We start from the raw sequence: 16,945 nt of genomic DNA on the forward strand, positions 1-16,945 counted from the left end.
AAGGGCCATCGCTCAACGGATAAAAGCTACCCCGGGGATAACAGGCTTATCTCCCCCAAGAGTCCACATCGACGGGGAGGTTTGGCACCTCGATGTCGGCTCATCGCATCCTGGGGCTGTAGTCGGTCCCAAGGGTTGGGCTGTTCGCCCATTAAAGCGGTACGCGAGCTGGGTTCAGAACGTCGTGAGACAGTTCGGTCCCTATCCGTCGCGGGCGCAGGAAATTTGAGAGGAGCTGTCCTTAGTACGAGAGGACCGGGATGGACGCACCGCTGGTGTACCAGTTGTCTTGCCAAAGGCATAGCTGGGTAGCTACGTGCGGACGGGATAAGTGCTGAAAGCATCTAAGCATGAAGCCCCCCTCAAGATGAGATTTCCCATGGCGCAAGCTAGTAAGATCCCTGAAAGATGATCAGGTTGATAGGTCAGAGGTGGAAGCGTGGCGACATGTGGAGCTGACTGATACTAATAGATCGAGGACTTAACCAACGCTTCTGAAAAAAATGAAATACCTTCTTATTATCTAGTTTTGAAGGAATGAAAATTCTTCAAAAATGAATATGGTCTGGCAGTGATGGCGAAGAGGTCACACCCGTTCCCATTCCGAACACGGAAGTTAAGTTCTTCAGCGCCGATGGTAGTTGGGGGTCTCCCCCTGTGAGAGTAGGACGTTGCCAGGCTATTCATTTGAATCTTTAAATGGGTTTTAGGAAACATTATATTATTCCGCAGTAGCTCAGTGGTAGAGCATTCGGCTGTTAACCGAACGGTCGTAGGTTCGAGTCCTACCTGCGGAGCCATATGCTTCCATAGCTCAGTAGGTAGAGCACTTCCATGGTAAGGAAGAGGTCAGCGGTTCGAATCCGCTTGGGAGCTTCCCAATCTATCTATGAACACAATAAAGTCCGGCCCGTTGGTCAAGCGGTTAAGACACCGCCCTTTCACGGCGGTAACACGGGTTCGAATCCCGTACGGGTCACCATTCATCATTTTAAATCCGGAGGATTAGCTCAGCTGGGAGAGCATCTGCCTTACAAGCAGAGGGTCGGCGGTTCGATCCCGTCATCCTCCACCATTTTAACCTTTATTTGCCGGTGTAGCTCAACTGGTAGAGCAACTGACTTGTAATCAGTAGGTTGGGGGTTCAAGTCCTCTTGCCGGCACCATGTACAACCATATATTGCGGAGGGGTAGCGAAGTGGCTAAACGCGGCGGACTGTAAATCCGCTCCTTAGGGTTCGGCAGTTCGAATCTGCCCCCCTCCACCATCTCAATGAAATCCTGTGGATTAGTTATATATTCTCTTTAATGGGGAAATATATGATTACCACCTTTTTATTTTGTTGAATATAATCAATACATAACATATATTGGGCTATAGCCAAGCGGTAAGGCAACGGATTTTGATTCCGTCATGCGAAGGTTCGATCCCTTCTAGCCCAGCCATATGCGGAAGTAGTTCAGTGGTAGAATACAACCTTGCCAAGGTTGGGGTCGCGGGTTCGAATCCCGTCTTCCGCTTTATATTCCATAACCCCTTTGGGGCCTTAGCTCAGCTGGGAGAGCGCCTGCCTTGCACGCAGGAGGTCAGCGGTTCGATCCCGCTAGGCTCCACCATTATCTACATACACCAAAATTTACGTCTTAAGCCTGCCAGGCTTAAGGCTTTTTTTTATTTTTAAAAGGCCTATTTGTATCACTGCGATCCGCAGAGAATGAACTGTGAAGCCTGCATTTTTATACATGGGAGTGTCCGGTTGAACCATAAGGTGCTTACGATATAAAATGAGGGAAAGGGGGAATTATATGTCTATTCAGAAAATTTCAGTCATTGGATTGCCCATGGACCTAGGTCAAGCAAGGCGCGGCGTGGATATGGGACCTAGTGCAATTCGCTGTGCAGGGATTATCGAGCGCCTTGAACATTTAAATATAGAAGTAGAGGATCTAGGAGATATCGCGGTGGGCCGCCCTGAGAATGCCAACGATCCTGGAACGAATTTAAAAAATCTTTCACTTGTTGCGGCGAGTAATAGTGAGTTGGCTGCAAGAGTAGATGAAATAATCGAAAGCGGCTCTTTTCCACTCGTATTGGGTGGAGATCATTCAATCGCGATAGGAACGCTCGCGGGAGTAGCTAAGCACCATGATAACGTCGGGGTGATTTGGTACGACGCCCATGGAGATTTAAATACGGAGGACACGTCGCCATCAGGGAATATTCACGGAATGCCGCTTGCTGTCAGTATAGGGCTTGGGCACCCAGACCTAATCCATATCCATGGATCCTTTCCTAAGGTGAAACCTGAAAACATCGTGATCATTGGGGCAAGGTCTTTGGACGACGGGGAAAAGGAGCTTATACGGGATAAAGGAATTAAAGTCTACACCATGCATGAAATCGACCGTATCGGAATGACACGGGTCATGGAAGAATGCATAGAGTATCTAAGGGAAAGAACTGACGGCGTCCACCTATCACTCGATTTGGATGGGGTTGACCCGGCAGATGCTCCAGGTGTAGGGACCCCGGTAATTGGCGGCATTAGTTATAGGGAAAGTCACTTGGCGATGGAAATGCTCGCGGAAGCCGATTTGATTACTTCGGCGGAGTTCGTTGAGGTGAATCCGATTTTGGATGAGCGAAATAAAACGGCGATCGTTGCCGTTGCTCTAATGGGTTCCCTATTTGGTGAAAAGCTATTATAATCGATGAAATATAAAAAAACAGTAACCTGCTTGTAATGGGTTACTGTTTTTTATATGCTAGAAGGCGTAAGTTTATTTTCCTGGGTGTATGTAACTGGAACATTTCTAAACATAAATGGCTGCAAACACATTTTCATTTTCAAAGGGCACGTCTGTCCTTAAGACTCCTGCCTTTTGTTAAGTGGAGGTATTGATTGATCAATATATCGAGTTTGCTGCTTACTTCAACCACTTCATTATCCACCATCGAAGAGCGGGAAGCCAAAATCATCATTTTTTGTCTGTATTGTTCAATATGGTCTAAAATTTGTTCAGCAGTCATAAAGAGATCCACTCCCTTGAATTTTACAATTTCTTACTATATAACCCTGTTTTTTTTTTCTTAAACATTAAATGTAAAACTTTGTTAAAATTAATGTATTAAAATTTTGAAACCTTTTAGCTTACGATTCGTAATAATCGTATAGCCGCATGAGCGGGGGTAATACTGGAAAATGGATGCACTCATTAAAGAGAGAATTAATCAAGTAGTAAAGGGAGACCATAATGCATTTGGAGAAATTGTCGAAATATACAAGGACAAAGTTTTCCAGATATGTTTCAGAATGCTTGGAAACAGGCAAGAAGCTGAAGATTTGGCGCAAGAGGCTTTCGTTAGGGCCTTTGTGAACATCCGCAGCTTCAATATTGATATGAAATTTTCTACATGGTTATATCGCATTGCGACTAACCTTTGTATTGATCGCCTTCGCAAGAAGAAACCGGATTATTATCTCGATGCTGAAGTTGCTGGAACAGAGGGATTGAATATGTACTCCCAGCTTGCATCGAATATGGCAAAGCCCGAGGAAGAGGCTGAATCTTTAGAACTGCAGGAAACGATCCAAGAGGAAATCATGAAATTGCCCGAGAAATATCGATCGGTCATCGTATTGAAGTATATTGAAGAGCTATCTTTAAAGGAAATAAGTGAAATACTCGATTTGCCAGTCGGCACTGTCAAGACAAGAATACATCGTGGTCGGGAAGCCTTGCGTAAACAACTACGCCATTTATAAAGAGTAGGTGAGAAAAATGAACTGCCATGAGGAAATCATTGAATATATGCATGATTATTTAGATGAAGACATAGAACCGGAGCATAAAGAAATACTGCGTGAGCACCTGCATGAGTGTGCGGAATGCCAAGCATACTTTCATGAAATGAAAAAGGCGGTAGCCCTAGTACAAAGCACTTCCCATATTAAGGCGCCGGATGATTTCACAGCGAAGGTTATGGCTCAATTGCCAAAGGAAACGAAAACAACGGGTGCCAAACGCTGGTTTAAAAGCCATCCCTTCATGACAGCGGCAGCCATGTTCATTATTTTGATGACCGGCTCCGTTTTTTCCACTTATAATCAGGACGAACATTTTTCGGTATCCAAGCAGCCCAATTTAGTGGTTGAAGGCGAAACGGTCATTGTGCCTGCTGGTGAAACGATCGAGGGGAATGTCGTGGTTCAAAATGGCAATATCCAAATAGATGGTGAAGTAGAGGGAGATGTCACAGTCATAAATGGACATAAGTATATGTCCAAGGCAGGAAATGTGACAGGAAGCATCCATGTCATTGACCAAGCTTTCGAGTGGATGTGGTATAAGGTCAAGGATACGGCAACCTCATTGATTCCTTCGCATGAGGGGAAAAATGAATAGGAGCTATAGAGCTGAGCGGGGACATCGTGTTTCATATGCGATGAACTCCGCTCAGCTTTCCTTTTAAGGGTGGGGAGGGATAATTATTTACGTGTGCCGAATCGGCCAAGTAAATTTCTCACACTAGTTTTAGAAGTCTCATTTAAAAAATGGTATACTATTAAGGTTATTACATAACGATTGTAATTGTTATTTGGAGTAATACTGACTGGAGGAAACAACATGTCTTTATCCAATTTGAATGTTTGGGACTATGTAGTAAATTTCATTGATATTCTCCTTGTTTGGTTTGTGATATATAAATTGTTAACTATTATTCGAGGCACGAAGGCTATTCAGCTGCTAAAAGGAATTTTTGTGATTGTCATTGTAAAAAGCTTAAGCAACCTGTTTGGTTTCAATACACTTGGATGGTTAATGGCACAAGTCATGAATTGGGGAGTATTGGCAATTCTCGTCATTTTTCAACCGGAACTGAGAAGGGCACTTGAACAATTGGGACGCGGTAAGCTCTTTTCAAGGGGCACCGTACCGGAAGAGAATCAGCAAGAGCGTTTAGTAGAAGAAATCCTGAAGGCGTCCACATATATGGCGAAGAGGCGGATAGGGGCCTTGATCACGATAGAAAAGGGAACGGAGCTTGGGGATTATGTTGAAACGGGGATTCCTCTAAAGTCCTATATTTCTTCAGAACTGCTCATTAATATTTTCATACCTAATACGCCGCTTCACGATGGTGCAGTCATTCTGCAGAATAATCAGGTGGCCGCTGCAGCCTGCTACCTTCCTTTATCGGAAAGCCCGTTCATCTCAAAGGAACTCGGCACACGGCATAGGGCCGCGATCGGCATGAGCGAAGTGACTGATAGTCTCACGATCGTCGTTTCAGAAGAAACGGGCGGGATATCGGTTACTAAAAATGGTGAGCTCTACAGGGATTTGGATCAAGAATCTTTCAGGGCGATGCTGACAAGTGAGCTCGTAGTGGAAAACATCAAAACAACTTCCTCAGGTATCTGGAATTGGAGGGGGAAAAAGAATGGATAAATTCACCAATAGTGCATGGTTTATGAGAATCGTAGCGTTTGCCTTGGCAGCACTTCTGTTCATTTCCATTAACTTTGAGATGGAGTCGGATAAAAAATCCCTTGGTTTATCCACCGCCCCTGAAATCAGTACGGAGACCATTGAGAATGTGCCGGTTGAAGTCTATTATGACCGTGAAAACCTAGTGGTAAGCGGAGTGCCGGAAACGGTAGATGTGACTTTAAAGGGAGCCAAAAGCCTATTGATCAACGCTAAAAACCAAAGGGGCTTCAAGGTTTATGTAGACCTGTCAGATCCCGAAATTTCAATGGGGAATAGGACGGTCACATTCAAAATAAGTGATTTGAATGAAAAACTGGTGGCGACAATCGATCCGGAATATGCAGAAGTCAATGTTCAGGAACGAGTGACGAAGGATTTCAAGGTTGAGGCTGAGTATAATACCTCCTTGCTTGAAGATGGGTATACTGCTGGGCAGCCGACAGTGAGCCCGCAAACGGTCAAAATAACGGGCGCTAAAGACGCCATCGAACAAATTTCCTATGTAAAGGCAAACCTTGAAATAAGCAAGGGCCTGAACGAAACGGTAAACGGAAAAGCAACCGTCAAGGCACTTGACCGGGACTTGAATAAGTTGGATGTGACGATTGAGCCTGCTTCAGTTGCCGTATCCTTGAAGGTGAGCATCCCTTCAAAAACGGTTTCCATCGCACCAAAGCAAACCGGGAAGGCAAAGGATGGCATCAGGATTAAGAGCATTAGTGTCGACCCTGCCGAGGTCACCTTATTTGGATCGGAGTCGAACCTGGAAGAAATAAGTCAATTGAAGCTTCCTGTAAATATCTCCAAAATTGATGGGGATACAGAACTGGAGCTTGATCTTACAAAACCGGAAAGTGTTCAAAAAATGTCCTTAGGTAAGGCCAAGGTCAAAATTCGCACGGAAAAAGTCGATGTCGATCAGGAGACTGAAGATCCAGTGGATGATGAAGAGGTAGTGCAAGAACCGGCCGAAGAAGATGAGCCGGAAGAAAAACCAGTCGAAGAAGATGAACCGGCTCCCATTGAATCCAAGACATTCAACAATGTCAAAATAGAGCCTGTGGGCATACAGGAGGGCCAAGATGCTAAATTGGAATCCGATGTCACGAGCATCACGCTTCAAGGCGAGGCCGACGAATTGAAGAATATCACGAAAGACGACATTAATCTTACAGTAGATTTAAGCAATTTAGATGAAGGTACGCATGATGTGGATGTGGCGGTAAATGCGCCCGCGGGATTGGATTGGGAGCTGGGTTCTAAAACGATCTCTGTTTCCATAACTCCAAAAGACGAAGAGACATGAACTTCCTTTAACATCATTTAATTCAGTAAGATCTAAAGAAGGAGCGATTAAGATGGGTAAATATTTTGGAACAGACGGAGTTAGGGGTATAGCGAATAGCGAATTGACACCGGAGTTGGCATTTAAACTAGGCCGTTTTGGTGGCTACGTCCTTACTAAAAATACAGAAAAACCCAAAGTGCTAATAGGGCGCGATACACGCATTTCAGGTGAAATGCTGGAAGGTGCACTTGTTGCCGGTCTCTTATCGATTGGGGCAGAGGTGATGCGCCTTGGCGTCATTTCGACACCGGGAGTTTCCTATTTGACAAAGGCCCTTAGTGCTGAAGCTGGCGTCATGATTTCAGCTTCGCATAATCCAGTCGCCGATAATGGCATTAAATTCTTTGGACCTGATGGCTTCAAGCTATCCGACGATCAAGAAGCGGAAATTGAAACACTGTTAGATATGGATAAGGATGAACTTCCTCGTCCCGTCGGCGGCGATCTAGGCCATATAAACGATTATTTCGAAGGCGGTCAAAAGTATTTGCAGTACCTGAAACAATCAGTGGACGAAGACTTTACGGGCATACATGTTGCGCTTGATTGTGCTCATGGAGCGACCTCATCCTTGGCCATGCATTTGTTCGCGGACCTTGATGCGGACATCTCCACGATGGGCGCATCGCCAAATGGCTTGAACATTAATGATAAGGTCGGCTCGACTCACCCTGAAGCACTTGCTGAATTCCTTAAAGAAAAAGGGGCGGATGTTGGCCTTGCTTTCGACGGGGACGGAGACCGCGTCATTGCCATCGATGAAAAGGGGAATGTAGTGGATGGCGACCAAATCATGTATATCTGTGCGAAATACCTGAAAGAAAACAATCGCCTGAAACAAGGAACCGTGGTTTCTACGATCATGAGTAACCTTGGCTTTTATAAAGGTCTGGAAGAGCATGATATCCAAAGTGCCCAAACGGCAGTGGGAGACCGCTACGTGGTTGAGGAAATGAGAAAAGGCGGCTATAACCTTGGCGGTGAACAGTCCGGACACATCATATTCCTCGACTATAATACGACGGGTGATGGTCTATTGACGGGCTTGCAGCTGGTTAATATCATGAGCGATACCAAAAAAAGTCTATCCGAGCTTGCCGGTGAGATGAAGAAGTATCCACAAACGCTTATCAATGTCAGAGTAACCGATAAACATGCTGTTACCGATAATGAGAAGGTACAGGCAGTCATTAAGGAAGTTGAAACGGAAATGAACGGGAATGGCCGCATTTTGGTGAGACCATCCGGCACTGAACCGCTTGTACGTGTAATGGCCGAAGCACCGACTGCTGAGGAATGCACGAATTATGTCGATCGCATCGTCGCAGTTGTTAGAGCGGAAATGGGATTGAACGAATAACCAATCTTATGCATAAAAGGAACGAAAAATCCTTTTATGCATATTTTTATAAAGAATGGTTTTTTTTATGAGCCATGATAATAAAGAATTGACCTTTGTCCCTTGTTTAAGGTATGATTATCCTGATTTACAACCGCTCTTCTAAATGAAGGTTGTATCAAAAAGGAGGGTAGGCAAGGAGAGAAATGATTGACAAAAGCGCCTGAACTAAGCCTGGTCGAGAATGGCTTAGTTGACGAGGAGGAGGTTTATCGAATGTTCGGCGGATACCTCCCGGCTGAAGTGCACAGCCGCAGTAATTCCAATTTTAAAACAGTGGGGCAACTTACTGCACAAAGGATTGGAAATGCACAATGGGATAAATGCTTTTGGGCATTTCCTTAATAAAAAATATATATTAGAGATGAGGGGGCAGGGATGCCCCCGTGCATTCCTGTTCCCTCGGATCGGTTGGAGGAACGGAAATTATGTGTGGAATTGTTGGATATATTGGACTTAATGATGCGAAGGAAATCCTATTAAAAGGCCTTGAAAAGCTCGAATATCGCGGATATGACTCTTCTGGTATTGCCGTGAAGAATGAATCGGGCGTAACGGTTTTTAAGGAAAAGGGACGAATCGCCGACCTGCGTGGAGCCGTGGACGAAAATACGGTTGCACATACGGGAATTGGACATACGCGCTGGGCCACTCATGGTATTCCAAGCCGCGAAAATGCCCATCCTCACCAAAGCAATTCAGGTCGCTTGACATTAGTCCATAATGGGGTCATTGAAAACTATGCGATTCTAAAGCGTGAATATTTGCAGGATGTTGCCTTTAAAAGTGAAACGGATACGGAAGTCATCGTTCAACTTATCGAGAAGTTCGTAAATGATAGCATGGAAGTGGAAGAAGCATTCCGTCAAACACTCACGTTATTGGAAGGATCATACGCGATTGCCCTATTGGATACCAAAAATGATGAAACCATTTTTGTCGCGAAAAATAAAAGCCCGCTGCTGATCGGTGTCGGAAAAGACTTTAACGTTGTCGCCTCGGATGCAATGGCCATGCTGCAAGTCACAGATCAGTTCCTCGAACTGATGGATAAAGAAATGGTCATCGTGACGAAAGAAAAGGTAACGATCAAGAATCTTTCCAACGAAGAAGTTATGCGTGCTCCATATACTGCCGAACTGGATGCAAGTGATATTGAAAAAGGAACGTACCCTCACTATATGCTGAAAGAAGTCGACGAGCAGCCAGCTGTCATTCGTAAAATCATTCAAGCGTACCAAAATGAAGAAGGCAAACTTGCAATCGACTATAACATTACTGAAGCTGTAAGTGAGGCGGACCGCATTTATATCATCGCTTGCGGAACTAGCTATCACGCAGGATTGATTGGTAAGCAATTCCTCGAAAATATGGCTCAAATTCCAGTTGAAGTCCACGTGGCATCGGAATTCACATACAATATGCCGTTATTATCGAAAAAACCGCTTTTCATCTTCATATCGCAAAGCGGGGAAACGGCTGACAGCCGTGCCGTATTGGTTTCGATCAAAGCACTCGGCCATAAAGCGCTGACCATTACAAACGTACCTGGCTCCACATTATCACGTGAAGCGGATTATACGCTCTTGCTGCATGCCGGCCCTGAAATTGCCGTTGCCTCAACAAAAGCCTATACAGCTCAAGTGGCCGTGTTGTCCATACTTGCAAATGTAACTGGCCAATTCCGTAACCTGGAATATGACTTCGACCTTGTAAAAGAGCTTGGAATCGTAGCGACAGCCATGGAAGCCCTATGCGACTCGAAAGAAGAGATGGAGGCCATTGCCCATGAATACCTGTCCGTTACAAGAAACTGCTTCTTCATCGGCCGCTCCCTTGACTACTATGTTGTCCTGGAAGGCGCGCTCAAGCTGAAGGAAATTTCCTACATCCAGGCGGAAGGCTTTGCTGGCGGTGAGCTTAAACACGGAACGATTGCCTTGATAGAAGAAGGCACCCCCGTCATCGCCCTTGCCACGCAAGCAGGCGTCAACTTAAGCATCCGCGGCAACGTCAAAGAAGTCGTTGCGAGAGGCGCCAACCCTTGCATCATTTCGATGAAGGGGCTTGAAGAAGAGGATGATCGTTTCGTCATCCCGGAAGTGCACGAACTATTAACACCCCTTATCTCTGTTATCCCGTTGCAGCTCATCGCCTACTACGCCGCCCTGCACCGCGAATGCGACGTGGATAAACCACGTAACCTTGCAAAAAGTGTAACGGTTGAGTAAGCTTGGAATGAGTGCAGCGTAATTGTTGTCGCATTGTAAAAAAGTTTGATGATAGATAATGTAAAATAACCTCTTCGGCATTATGGCTGATAGAGGTTATTTTTATTTTTTTGAAAAGAGTGTAGCCAGTCATTCGAGGGAGGGAGGATAAGTATGAGCTTTAGAAAAGAATTAAAAATACTGGAAATTCCTAAATGGGGTAAATATTTGCGTAAGTCATGGGAAAATACCTTTGCCAATCACTTAACCAATGCAGAGAAGGATAGTATTTATTTAGATAGTTTCCTATGGCATTTATGTAGTTGGGGAGCTACCAATTGTGCCGTTAATATGGAAGCTGTAGAGCTTTTCAAAAATCAACATAAGAAAAAGTGTGCGATTTTTTATCAATTTATAGACGAGGCATATTTAATAGAAGATGCAAAAAGTTTAGTGGTTGAAGATTTACCTCATGATCGTTTAGATATGTATTACGGCGATATCTATGTTTTGGATTGGGAGGGAAAATGGACATTTATTATGACACACGAAAAAGAATATGGTCCATATTTTATTATGAATTAAAGTGTTCCAAATTTGAAACTCCTTATGCCTTGGTTATTGATAAGACGTAGGTATAATAATTCTGTAGAATCTCCTCCTTTTCTAATGTCCTTTCCCATTAAACAGAACAAAGAAATGGAAAAGTAGCTTTAGAAGGGTTTTTACAAAGGGGTAAAAATGAATACTGATATTAAGCAAATTCATCGCTTTATATTAATATTATATATAACGATACTAATTATGATTATTTTTCCTTTTTTACAACTTATATTACAAGAACTTTCTTTGCAAATAAGCAAGCCATCATTTTTCTTGATAAGTAAACTGATTATTATCTATATGCTTTTTGTTTACTTAAAAAAGAAAAAAATAAGTCTATTCAGCATTAGGCTAAAAAAGGTACATATAAAATATATTCTTCTTGGTATTTTAATGGGCATCATCGCTCACATGCTCACTATGTTTTTTGATAGGACCCAATATTATCTACTAACGGGCGAATGGCTTACTGCGGAAATGATTGTTGGTACACTTATGGAGAGTAATCAAAACATAAGTTTTTTCAGCATTATCATGATTGGCTTTTCAGTGGCGATTAGTGAAGAAATACTTTTTAGGGGTATATTATTAAAACAATATCAGAAAATGAACATAAAGCCGGCCATAATTTTAAGTGCTCTTATTTTTAGCCTATATCATATGACGGTGGGGAACTTGGTTTTCGCATTTGTCATGGGTATCTCTTTTGCACTCTTAACCATCTATACGGGAAGTATCGTTCCGGCTATCTTTTATCACTTTTTAGTGAATGAAATAATGAGGATCATCATGCATTTCCCTGAAAAGGTTACTGAAACTTATTTTAAAGTAATGGTGTCTCCAATTACGACGATAACTGGTTTAATATTATTTCTATCTATATCAACTTACTTATTTATAAAAATAAGAAAAAATAATTCTTTCCATAGTGAAAAAGTTAAATTCTTTGATAGATACATTACCTTGTTTTTTTTGATGTATGTAATACTCCTAACACTTTATATTATAAAGGCATTAAAATGAATGGTCGGGAACCGATGACTGTTAGTGCTCAAGAAAATGCGGTTTGGCAATTAAAAGCATCTGGCAGGATTTCCAGTAAAACTTTAAAGCCCAAAACATAACGCTTTTGGGCTTTATCCATGGTGCATAAGTTTTTTTGGTGAGCTTGCCTGCATATAATACCGCCCACGGAGATTATGAAGGATTTATTGTTGGATACTTTAAACAATCTCCCTATCCGCCGTCTCGTCTAGCTCCAAAGGTAAAAAGGCGTATTCTCCGTCCCTGAGGATATCGCCTTTGCGAACAGCGATCGGTGTTTGGAAGAGCGGTCCATCAATTACTGTGGTATGGAATTCCCCGCCTTCTCCGCAAGGGTCGATTCCCCGGGCTACAAGCTCCTGCACGTATTCATGGGTCAGCGTGCGGCCTAAATCGTCCTCCCGCATTCCAAGTGCAAGATTCACCGTTACAATCATCGTTTCAAATCCTAGGTTTATGAACTCTTCGACAGCTTCGCGGTGGTCCATCTCCCATAAGGGCATCCCGAGTTTCAATCCAGCATTCGCAGCAACTTTATCATTCCAACAGCCGTGTTCGGGCATATCCAAATCTCCAGTCACCAACACTTCTGCTCCTTGGCTCTTGGCATCCGCTAAAAGGCGCATGAATTCCTTTTCATAATCTGTCCAGCTGGCAGCGGCCGTGTATACCGGCAAGCCTATCGATCTCGCTTGGGCCTGGATGAGTTCCGGCGGCATTCCATGGGATCTGGACCGTTTCCCTTCTTCCTCCAGCATGACGATCAGTCCGACCGCTTCACCGGTCTTCATCGCTTTATGAAGGGCCAGAACACTATCCTTTCCTCCGCTAAAAGAAGCGATGAATTTATATCCGTGGGCACCATTCTTCCAATCCTTCGTTTCTGTCATCCCCATCTTTCCCCCTAAATGTAATCGTTTCATTGTTTGATTTTATCACGAATGGATTAGTAAAAAAGAAGTTATTGTATGTTCAATCATGGATCGTTCGCCCAGGATAGTATTCCTTTCGTTCATCTAATCCATTTTCCTTTGCCGTTATCGTGAGAGGGGTGATTTTGAATAGGACGGTTTGGCTGCCCAGGGATGAGCGGTATTTATCCACATGTGTTTTGGATAAGGGGGAGTCATAATAGTTCGGTACATATTTATCCAGTAAAGCCTGCATGGCACTGGTGGCTTCATCCAAGTCTTTGAGGATTTCGATGGTTCCTGTCGAAATAACGCTCATATAGGCAGTATCCGTATTTGCCGGGATGGGATCGACCATCGTTCCGTAATTCTCACTTACCGTAAAGCAAGCATGTGGGTTCGTATTCAGGATGTCTATTTTCCTTCCTGCGGCTGCACCATGAAACAAGAAGCTTCCTTCTTTCCAGACGAAGTTCAAGGGAATGACGTAAGGTTCTAAACGATCAACCAATCCTAAGAAGCCAGTCTGGGCCTTTGATAAGAAATCATGGATCTGTGCTTGATTCGTGCAGGTTCTTTGTCGATATCTAATCGATTGTTTCATTGTTATCTCTCCTTACAAATAAGATATAATGAGTGTATTAAAATATTGTCCATCTAAAAAGTGACAGTTTCTTTGAAACGGATGGGGACAGCTGGAGGTACTATGTTAGAGCTTAATCCTTTACTGAATAAGCAGAATGGCGTATCCATTTATGTTCAGCTGTATCAATACATAAAAAAAGGGATAGAAGAGGGGGATATACCGCAGGGTTCCCGCCTGCCTTCGATCCGTTATTTATCAGCGCAATTAAAGATCAGTAAAAATACGGTGGATAATGCCTATCAGCAATTGGTGGCGGAAGGCTATTTGGAAAGCAGACCAAGAATCGGGCTAACGGTGCTGCCTTTGGAGCAATCGCTTCTGTCACCTTTTTCCCGAGAGCAGCAAATGAATCCCAAAGTATCGGTCGATCATGACACACCAGTTAAGTATGACTTCAAATATGGGGACATCGATATTGAAAATTTTCCGCTTCAGCTTTGGAAGCGGTGCTTGAATAAAGCGTTACTGGAGGAACCTGAACAGTTATTGCAGTACGGGCCAAGACAAGGGGATGTTGGTCTTCGTATTGAATTGACTAATTATCTTTTTCAATCAAGAGGGGTCCGTTGCTCGATGGAGCAAATCGTGATTTGTTCAGGAACACAGCATGCACTCAGCCTTATTCTTCAATTGCTCCATTCCCAAGGCCAATCCGTCGCCATGGAGAATCCAGGTTATGGCGGTTCCCGAGCCGTCTTCAACAATCATGGATGGTCCATTGAACCGATAAGTCTTGAACAGGATGGAATGGATATAGAAAGGCTAAGGAAAAGTAAAGCCAAAGTTGCCTACATTACACCTTCCCACCAATTCCCCTATGGGATGGTGCTTCCAATCCAGAAACGGTTGTCATTATTGGAGTGGGCCAAGCATAATGACAGCTTTATCATAGAAGATGATTATGACAGTGAATTCCGATATCAAGGTCAACCAATCCCATCTTTAAAAGCTTTGGATACGAATGGGAGCGTCATCTATTTAGGTACCTACTCCAAATCATTTTTACCTGCAGCACGAATGAGTTATATTGTTTTGCCAGAACGTTTATTGGGGGTATACCATCACAGATGCAGTCCTTATAGCCAATCGGTTTCGCCGATCATTCAAAAAGCATTATATGTATTTATGAATGAGGGACACTTTACAAGCCATATTCGGAAAATGAGAAAAGTGTACCAGAAGAAGCATCAAACTCTTATACTTGCATTAAACAAGCATATGGGGAACCTCGTGGAAATCATCGGCCAAAAGGCGGGAGTCCATCTGTTGGTGAAGGTTAAAAATACGTCTACAGCAGAATTGGTGGACAAGGCAAAAGCAGCTGGAGTGAGGGTATATGAGACGTCTTCTTATTGGCTGGATGGAAAGGAGACGGAGCCATCATTGGTGATGCTCGGTTTTGGCGGCCTTTCTGAAGAGGAGATCGAAGAAGGAATTTCCGTGCTTCGAAATGCTTGGTTTTCAGATTTATAAGGCATTGAAAGGACAGAAGTCATTCAATGTGAGCGATGGTCGGATATCATCCTGAAGCAACTTTACTTACAAATAGAATTAAACCAGCTGACAAGTCAGCTGGTTATTGGTGTCCTTCACGAAATCGGAAGCAGGATCGTGAAGGTCGTCCCTTTTTCGAGTTCGCTTTTGACGGATATCGATCCATCGTGCATATCAATGATCTTTTTCACGATCGATAACCCTAGGCCGCTGCCGCTTTTTGTGCGTTCCCTTGCGAGGTCGGCTTTGTAGAATCGTTCGAAAATGTGGAACTGATCTTGCTCTGAAATGCCGATGCCGGTATCGGATATCGTGATCGAAGCTTGATCATCAATTTGTTGGAGCCTGATCGTGATTGTACCATGCTGCCGGGTGAACTTGATGCTATTGTGAATCAAGTTGGTCCATACCTGGCTCATTAAATCTTCGTCTGCGAAGATCGAAACCTTTTCCAAGGAGATATCCATTTCGAGTTCTTTTTCGAGCCAATTCGGTTCGCAAGCCAAGATGATCGAGCGGATTTGCTGGTCAAGCCGGCAGTTCGCCCTTTCAAAAGGGTGATGCTCGGATTCGAGGGAGGTAAGCTTCAGGAGATTATCACTCAATTTGGATAATCTCCTGCTCTCTGTCTCAATGATTTGGAGGTAATGATTGCTTTCCCCTATTGTCAGCTTATTCGATTGAAGTGCTTGTGCGAACCCTACAATGGAAGTGAGCGGCGATTGGATTTCATGTGAGACGTTGGAGATGAATTCCTGGCGCATTTCCTCCATTTGCTTGAGTTGCTTGGCCATATGGTTGAAATGGCTTATGATTTCCGTCATTTCGTTTTTCTTACCTATGTTCAAGTCCAATTGGACATTATAATCGCCATTGGCAATCTTCCTTAATGCATTAATGATTTCCAAGTAGATGTTCACGCGTTTATTGTGGCTGAAGGCATGGATCAGGTAACCTGTGAGCATCATGATCGCGATGCTGGTCAGGATTGTCAGTAAATACTGGACATAACCGGATAGCTTTATAGGCAATAGCTGAATGATAAAGTAACCTGCTGAAAAACAAACGGAAGTGTATGTCAAAAAGCCAAGTATGCGTTTAAAAAAGGGGACATTCATTTGGTTAGCTCCAACCGGTAGCCCAATCCCCAGATCGTCCGGATCCGAAACGGGAATCCTGATTCAGGGAACCGCTCCCGCACTCTTTTTATATGAACATCGACGGTGCGCTCATCACCTTCATAGTCATAGCCCCATATGTCTTCAATGAGTTCTTCCCTTGAAAAAGTTTTTCCAGGATAGCTTCCCAATTTAAATAGCACTTCGAATTCCTTAAGTGGAATCGTATATTCCACACCTTTGAATGACAGCTGATGTGTGTTGCGGTTCATCTGTAAATCACCGATATTCAATGTTTGGGAACTGGTGATTTTATAACGTTTTAACAAGGCCTTTATCCTGATGACCAATTCAATCGGTTCAAATGGTTTAACAAGGTAGTCATCGGCCCCGAGTTCGAATCCCTTCACCTTCTGCGACGTTTCGCCCTTGGCCGTCAGCATTAACACCGGGATATCACTGAATTCACGCAATTCCTTGCATAATTGCCATCCGTCCATGTTAGGCATCATGATATCGATGATGGCTAAATTGATTTTCACCTTCTCCATCATACTCAATGCTTGAAGTCCGTCCGGGGCGACATACAGATCGAATCCTTCTTTTCTTAACAAGAGCTGGATCAGTTCGCGGATATGGGCATCATCATCGACGATCAATATCTTTGTCATCCTTC

General features: G+C 43.7%; 16 protein-coding genes, 9 tRNA genes and 2 rRNA genes. 22 read left to right on the forward strand and 5 right to left on the reverse strand.

The features are described from left to right. The 12 genes from CVN76_RS08565 to rocF all read left to right on the forward strand — a co-directional run. Nucleotides 1–489 (forward strand): 23S ribosomal RNA (locus CVN76_RS08565); the annotation flags it as partial. A 75-nt stretch (nucleotides 490–564) separates the two neighbouring features. Continuing rightward, nucleotides 565–680 (forward strand): 5S ribosomal RNA (rrf, locus tag CVN76_RS08570). A gap of 45 nt (nucleotides 681–725) precedes the next feature. Beyond that, nucleotides 726–800, forward strand: a tRNA-Asn gene (locus CVN76_RS08575). A gap of 3 nt (nucleotides 801–803) precedes the next feature. Next, nucleotides 804–876 (forward strand) — tRNA-Thr (locus CVN76_RS08580). Between the two features lie 31 nt (nucleotides 877–907). Next, nucleotides 908–982: transfer RNA gene (locus CVN76_RS08585), tRNA-Glu, on the forward strand. 17 nt (nucleotides 983–999) lie between these two features. After that, nucleotides 1,000–1,075 (forward strand) — tRNA-Val (locus tag CVN76_RS08590). Nucleotides 1,076–1,090: 15 nt separating this feature from the next. Next, nucleotides 1,091–1,166 (forward strand) — tRNA-Thr (locus CVN76_RS08595). An 18-nt stretch (nucleotides 1,167–1,184) separates the two neighbouring features. Further along, nucleotides 1,185–1,268: transfer RNA gene (locus CVN76_RS08600), tRNA-Tyr, on the forward strand. 103 nt (nucleotides 1,269–1,371) lie between these two features. Further along, nucleotides 1,372–1,446 (forward strand) — tRNA-Gln (locus tag CVN76_RS08605). 3 nt (nucleotides 1,447–1,449) lie between these two features. Beyond that, nucleotides 1,450–1,521: transfer RNA gene (locus CVN76_RS08610), tRNA-Gly, on the forward strand. A gap of 20 nt (nucleotides 1,522–1,541) precedes the next feature. Beyond that, a tRNA-Ala gene (locus CVN76_RS08615) sits at nucleotides 1,542–1,617 on the forward strand. 189 nt (nucleotides 1,618–1,806) lie between these two features. Next, the gene (gene rocF, locus CVN76_RS08620; RefSeq protein ID WP_100530921.1) at nucleotides 1,807–2,709 is read left to right on the forward strand and encodes an arginase; all 903 of its coding nucleotides are present in this window, start codon (nucleotides 1,807–1,809) and stop codon (nucleotides 2,707–2,709) included. A 139-nt stretch (nucleotides 2,710–2,848) separates the two neighbouring features. On the opposite strand, the gene CVN76_RS08625 is transcribed toward rocF, so the two are convergent. Then, entirely contained in the window at nucleotides 2,849–3,031 is a 183-nt protein-coding gene (locus tag CVN76_RS08625; protein ID WP_100530922.1) for an aspartyl-phosphate phosphatase Spo0E family protein, read from the reverse strand. Between the two features lie 172 nt (nucleotides 3,032–3,203). On the opposite strand from CVN76_RS08625, the gene sigW reads away from it, so the two are divergent. From sigW to CVN76_RS08670, 9 genes are all read left to right on the forward strand, one after another. After that, nucleotides 3,204–3,767 (forward strand): RNA polymerase sigma factor SigW, encoded by a 564-nt coding sequence (gene sigW / locus CVN76_RS08630; RefSeq protein WP_100530923.1) that lies wholly within the window; start codon nucleotides 3,204–3,206, stop codon nucleotides 3,765–3,767. Nucleotides 3,768–3,783: 16 nt separating this feature from the next. Continuing rightward, on the forward strand, nucleotides 3,784–4,407 hold the full coding sequence (locus CVN76_RS08635) for an anti-sigma factor family protein (RefSeq protein ID WP_061143824.1): 624 nt from the start codon (nucleotides 3,784–3,786) through the stop codon (nucleotides 4,405–4,407). A 222-nt stretch (nucleotides 4,408–4,629) separates the two neighbouring features. Beyond that, a complete protein-coding gene (gene cdaA, locus CVN76_RS08640; RefSeq protein WP_061143823.1) occupies nucleotides 4,630–5,454 on the forward strand; it encodes a diadenylate cyclase CdaA in 825 nt (274 codons plus the stop codon). Next, complete coding sequence (locus tag CVN76_RS08645; RefSeq protein WP_100530924.1) at nucleotides 5,447–6,802, forward strand: CdaR family protein; 1,356 nt, start codon at nucleotides 5,447–5,449, stop codon at nucleotides 6,800–6,802. The genes cdaA and CVN76_RS08645 overlap by 8 nt, the downstream gene beginning before the upstream one ends. 52 nt (nucleotides 6,803–6,854) lie before the next feature. After that, on the forward strand, nucleotides 6,855–8,204 hold the full coding sequence (glmM, locus tag CVN76_RS08650) for a phosphoglucosamine mutase (RefSeq protein WP_100530925.1): 1,350 nt from the start codon (nucleotides 6,855–6,857) through the stop codon (nucleotides 8,202–8,204). Nucleotides 8,205–8,393: 189 nt separating this feature from the next. Next, nucleotides 8,394–8,588, forward strand: a complete 195-nt coding sequence (locus CVN76_RS08655) for a hypothetical protein (protein ID WP_100530926.1) — start codon at nucleotides 8,394–8,396, stop codon at nucleotides 8,586–8,588. An 83-nt stretch (nucleotides 8,589–8,671) separates the two neighbouring features. Then, the gene (gene glmS / locus CVN76_RS08660) at nucleotides 8,672–10,474 is read left to right on the forward strand and encodes a glutamine--fructose-6-phosphate transaminase (isomerizing) (protein WP_100530927.1); all 1,803 of its coding nucleotides are present in this window, start codon (nucleotides 8,672–8,674) and stop codon (nucleotides 10,472–10,474) included. A gap of 153 nt (nucleotides 10,475–10,627) precedes the next feature. After that, nucleotides 10,628–11,038, forward strand: coding sequence for a DUF4275 family protein (locus tag CVN76_RS08665; protein ID WP_100530928.1), 411 nt, complete (start codon nucleotides 10,628–10,630; stop codon nucleotides 11,036–11,038). Nucleotides 11,039–11,194: 156 nt separating this feature from the next. After that, complete coding sequence (locus tag CVN76_RS08670; RefSeq protein ID WP_100530929.1) at nucleotides 11,195–12,079, forward strand: CPBP family intramembrane glutamic endopeptidase; 885 nt, start codon at nucleotides 11,195–11,197, stop codon at nucleotides 12,077–12,079. A gap of 200 nt (nucleotides 12,080–12,279) precedes the next feature. Here the strand turns inward: CVN76_RS08670 and CVN76_RS08675 are convergent, their stop codons facing one another. Both CVN76_RS08675 and CVN76_RS08680 read right to left on the reverse strand, forming a co-directional pair. Continuing rightward, nucleotides 12,280–12,990 carry a diphthine--ammonia ligase gene (locus tag CVN76_RS08675; protein WP_100530940.1) on the reverse strand — a complete coding sequence of 237 codons (711 nt, stop codon included), beginning with the start codon at nucleotides 12,988–12,990 and terminating at the stop codon, nucleotides 12,280–12,282. Nucleotides 12,991–13,072: 82 nt separating this feature from the next. Then, nucleotides 13,073–13,615, reverse strand: coding sequence for a pyridoxamine 5'-phosphate oxidase family protein (locus CVN76_RS08680; RefSeq protein ID WP_100530930.1), 543 nt, complete (start codon nucleotides 13,613–13,615; stop codon nucleotides 13,073–13,075). 102 nt (nucleotides 13,616–13,717) lie between these two features. Between CVN76_RS08680 and pdxR the strand changes: the two genes are divergently transcribed. Further along, the gene (pdxR, locus tag CVN76_RS08685) at nucleotides 13,718–15,130 is read left to right on the forward strand and encodes a MocR-like pyridoxine biosynthesis transcription factor PdxR (RefSeq protein WP_100530931.1); all 1,413 of its coding nucleotides are present in this window, start codon (nucleotides 13,718–13,720) and stop codon (nucleotides 15,128–15,130) included. A 116-nt stretch (nucleotides 15,131–15,246) separates the two neighbouring features. Here the strand turns inward: pdxR and CVN76_RS08690 are convergent, their stop codons facing one another. Both CVN76_RS08690 and CVN76_RS08695 read right to left on the reverse strand, forming a co-directional pair. Continuing rightward, the gene (locus tag CVN76_RS08690; protein WP_100530932.1) at nucleotides 15,247–16,269 is read right to left on the reverse strand and encodes a sensor histidine kinase; all 1,023 of its coding nucleotides are present in this window, start codon (nucleotides 16,267–16,269) and stop codon (nucleotides 15,247–15,249) included. Continuing rightward, nucleotides 16,266–16,940, reverse strand: a complete 675-nt coding sequence (locus tag CVN76_RS08695) for a response regulator transcription factor (protein WP_100530933.1) — start codon at nucleotides 16,938–16,940, stop codon at nucleotides 16,266–16,268. Before CVN76_RS08695 ends, CVN76_RS08690 begins: the two co-directional genes overlap by 4 nt. Between the last annotated feature and the right edge of the window lie 5 nt (nucleotides 16,941–16,945).

The sequence above is a fragment of the Bacillus sp. mrc49 genome (assembly GCF_002803435.1).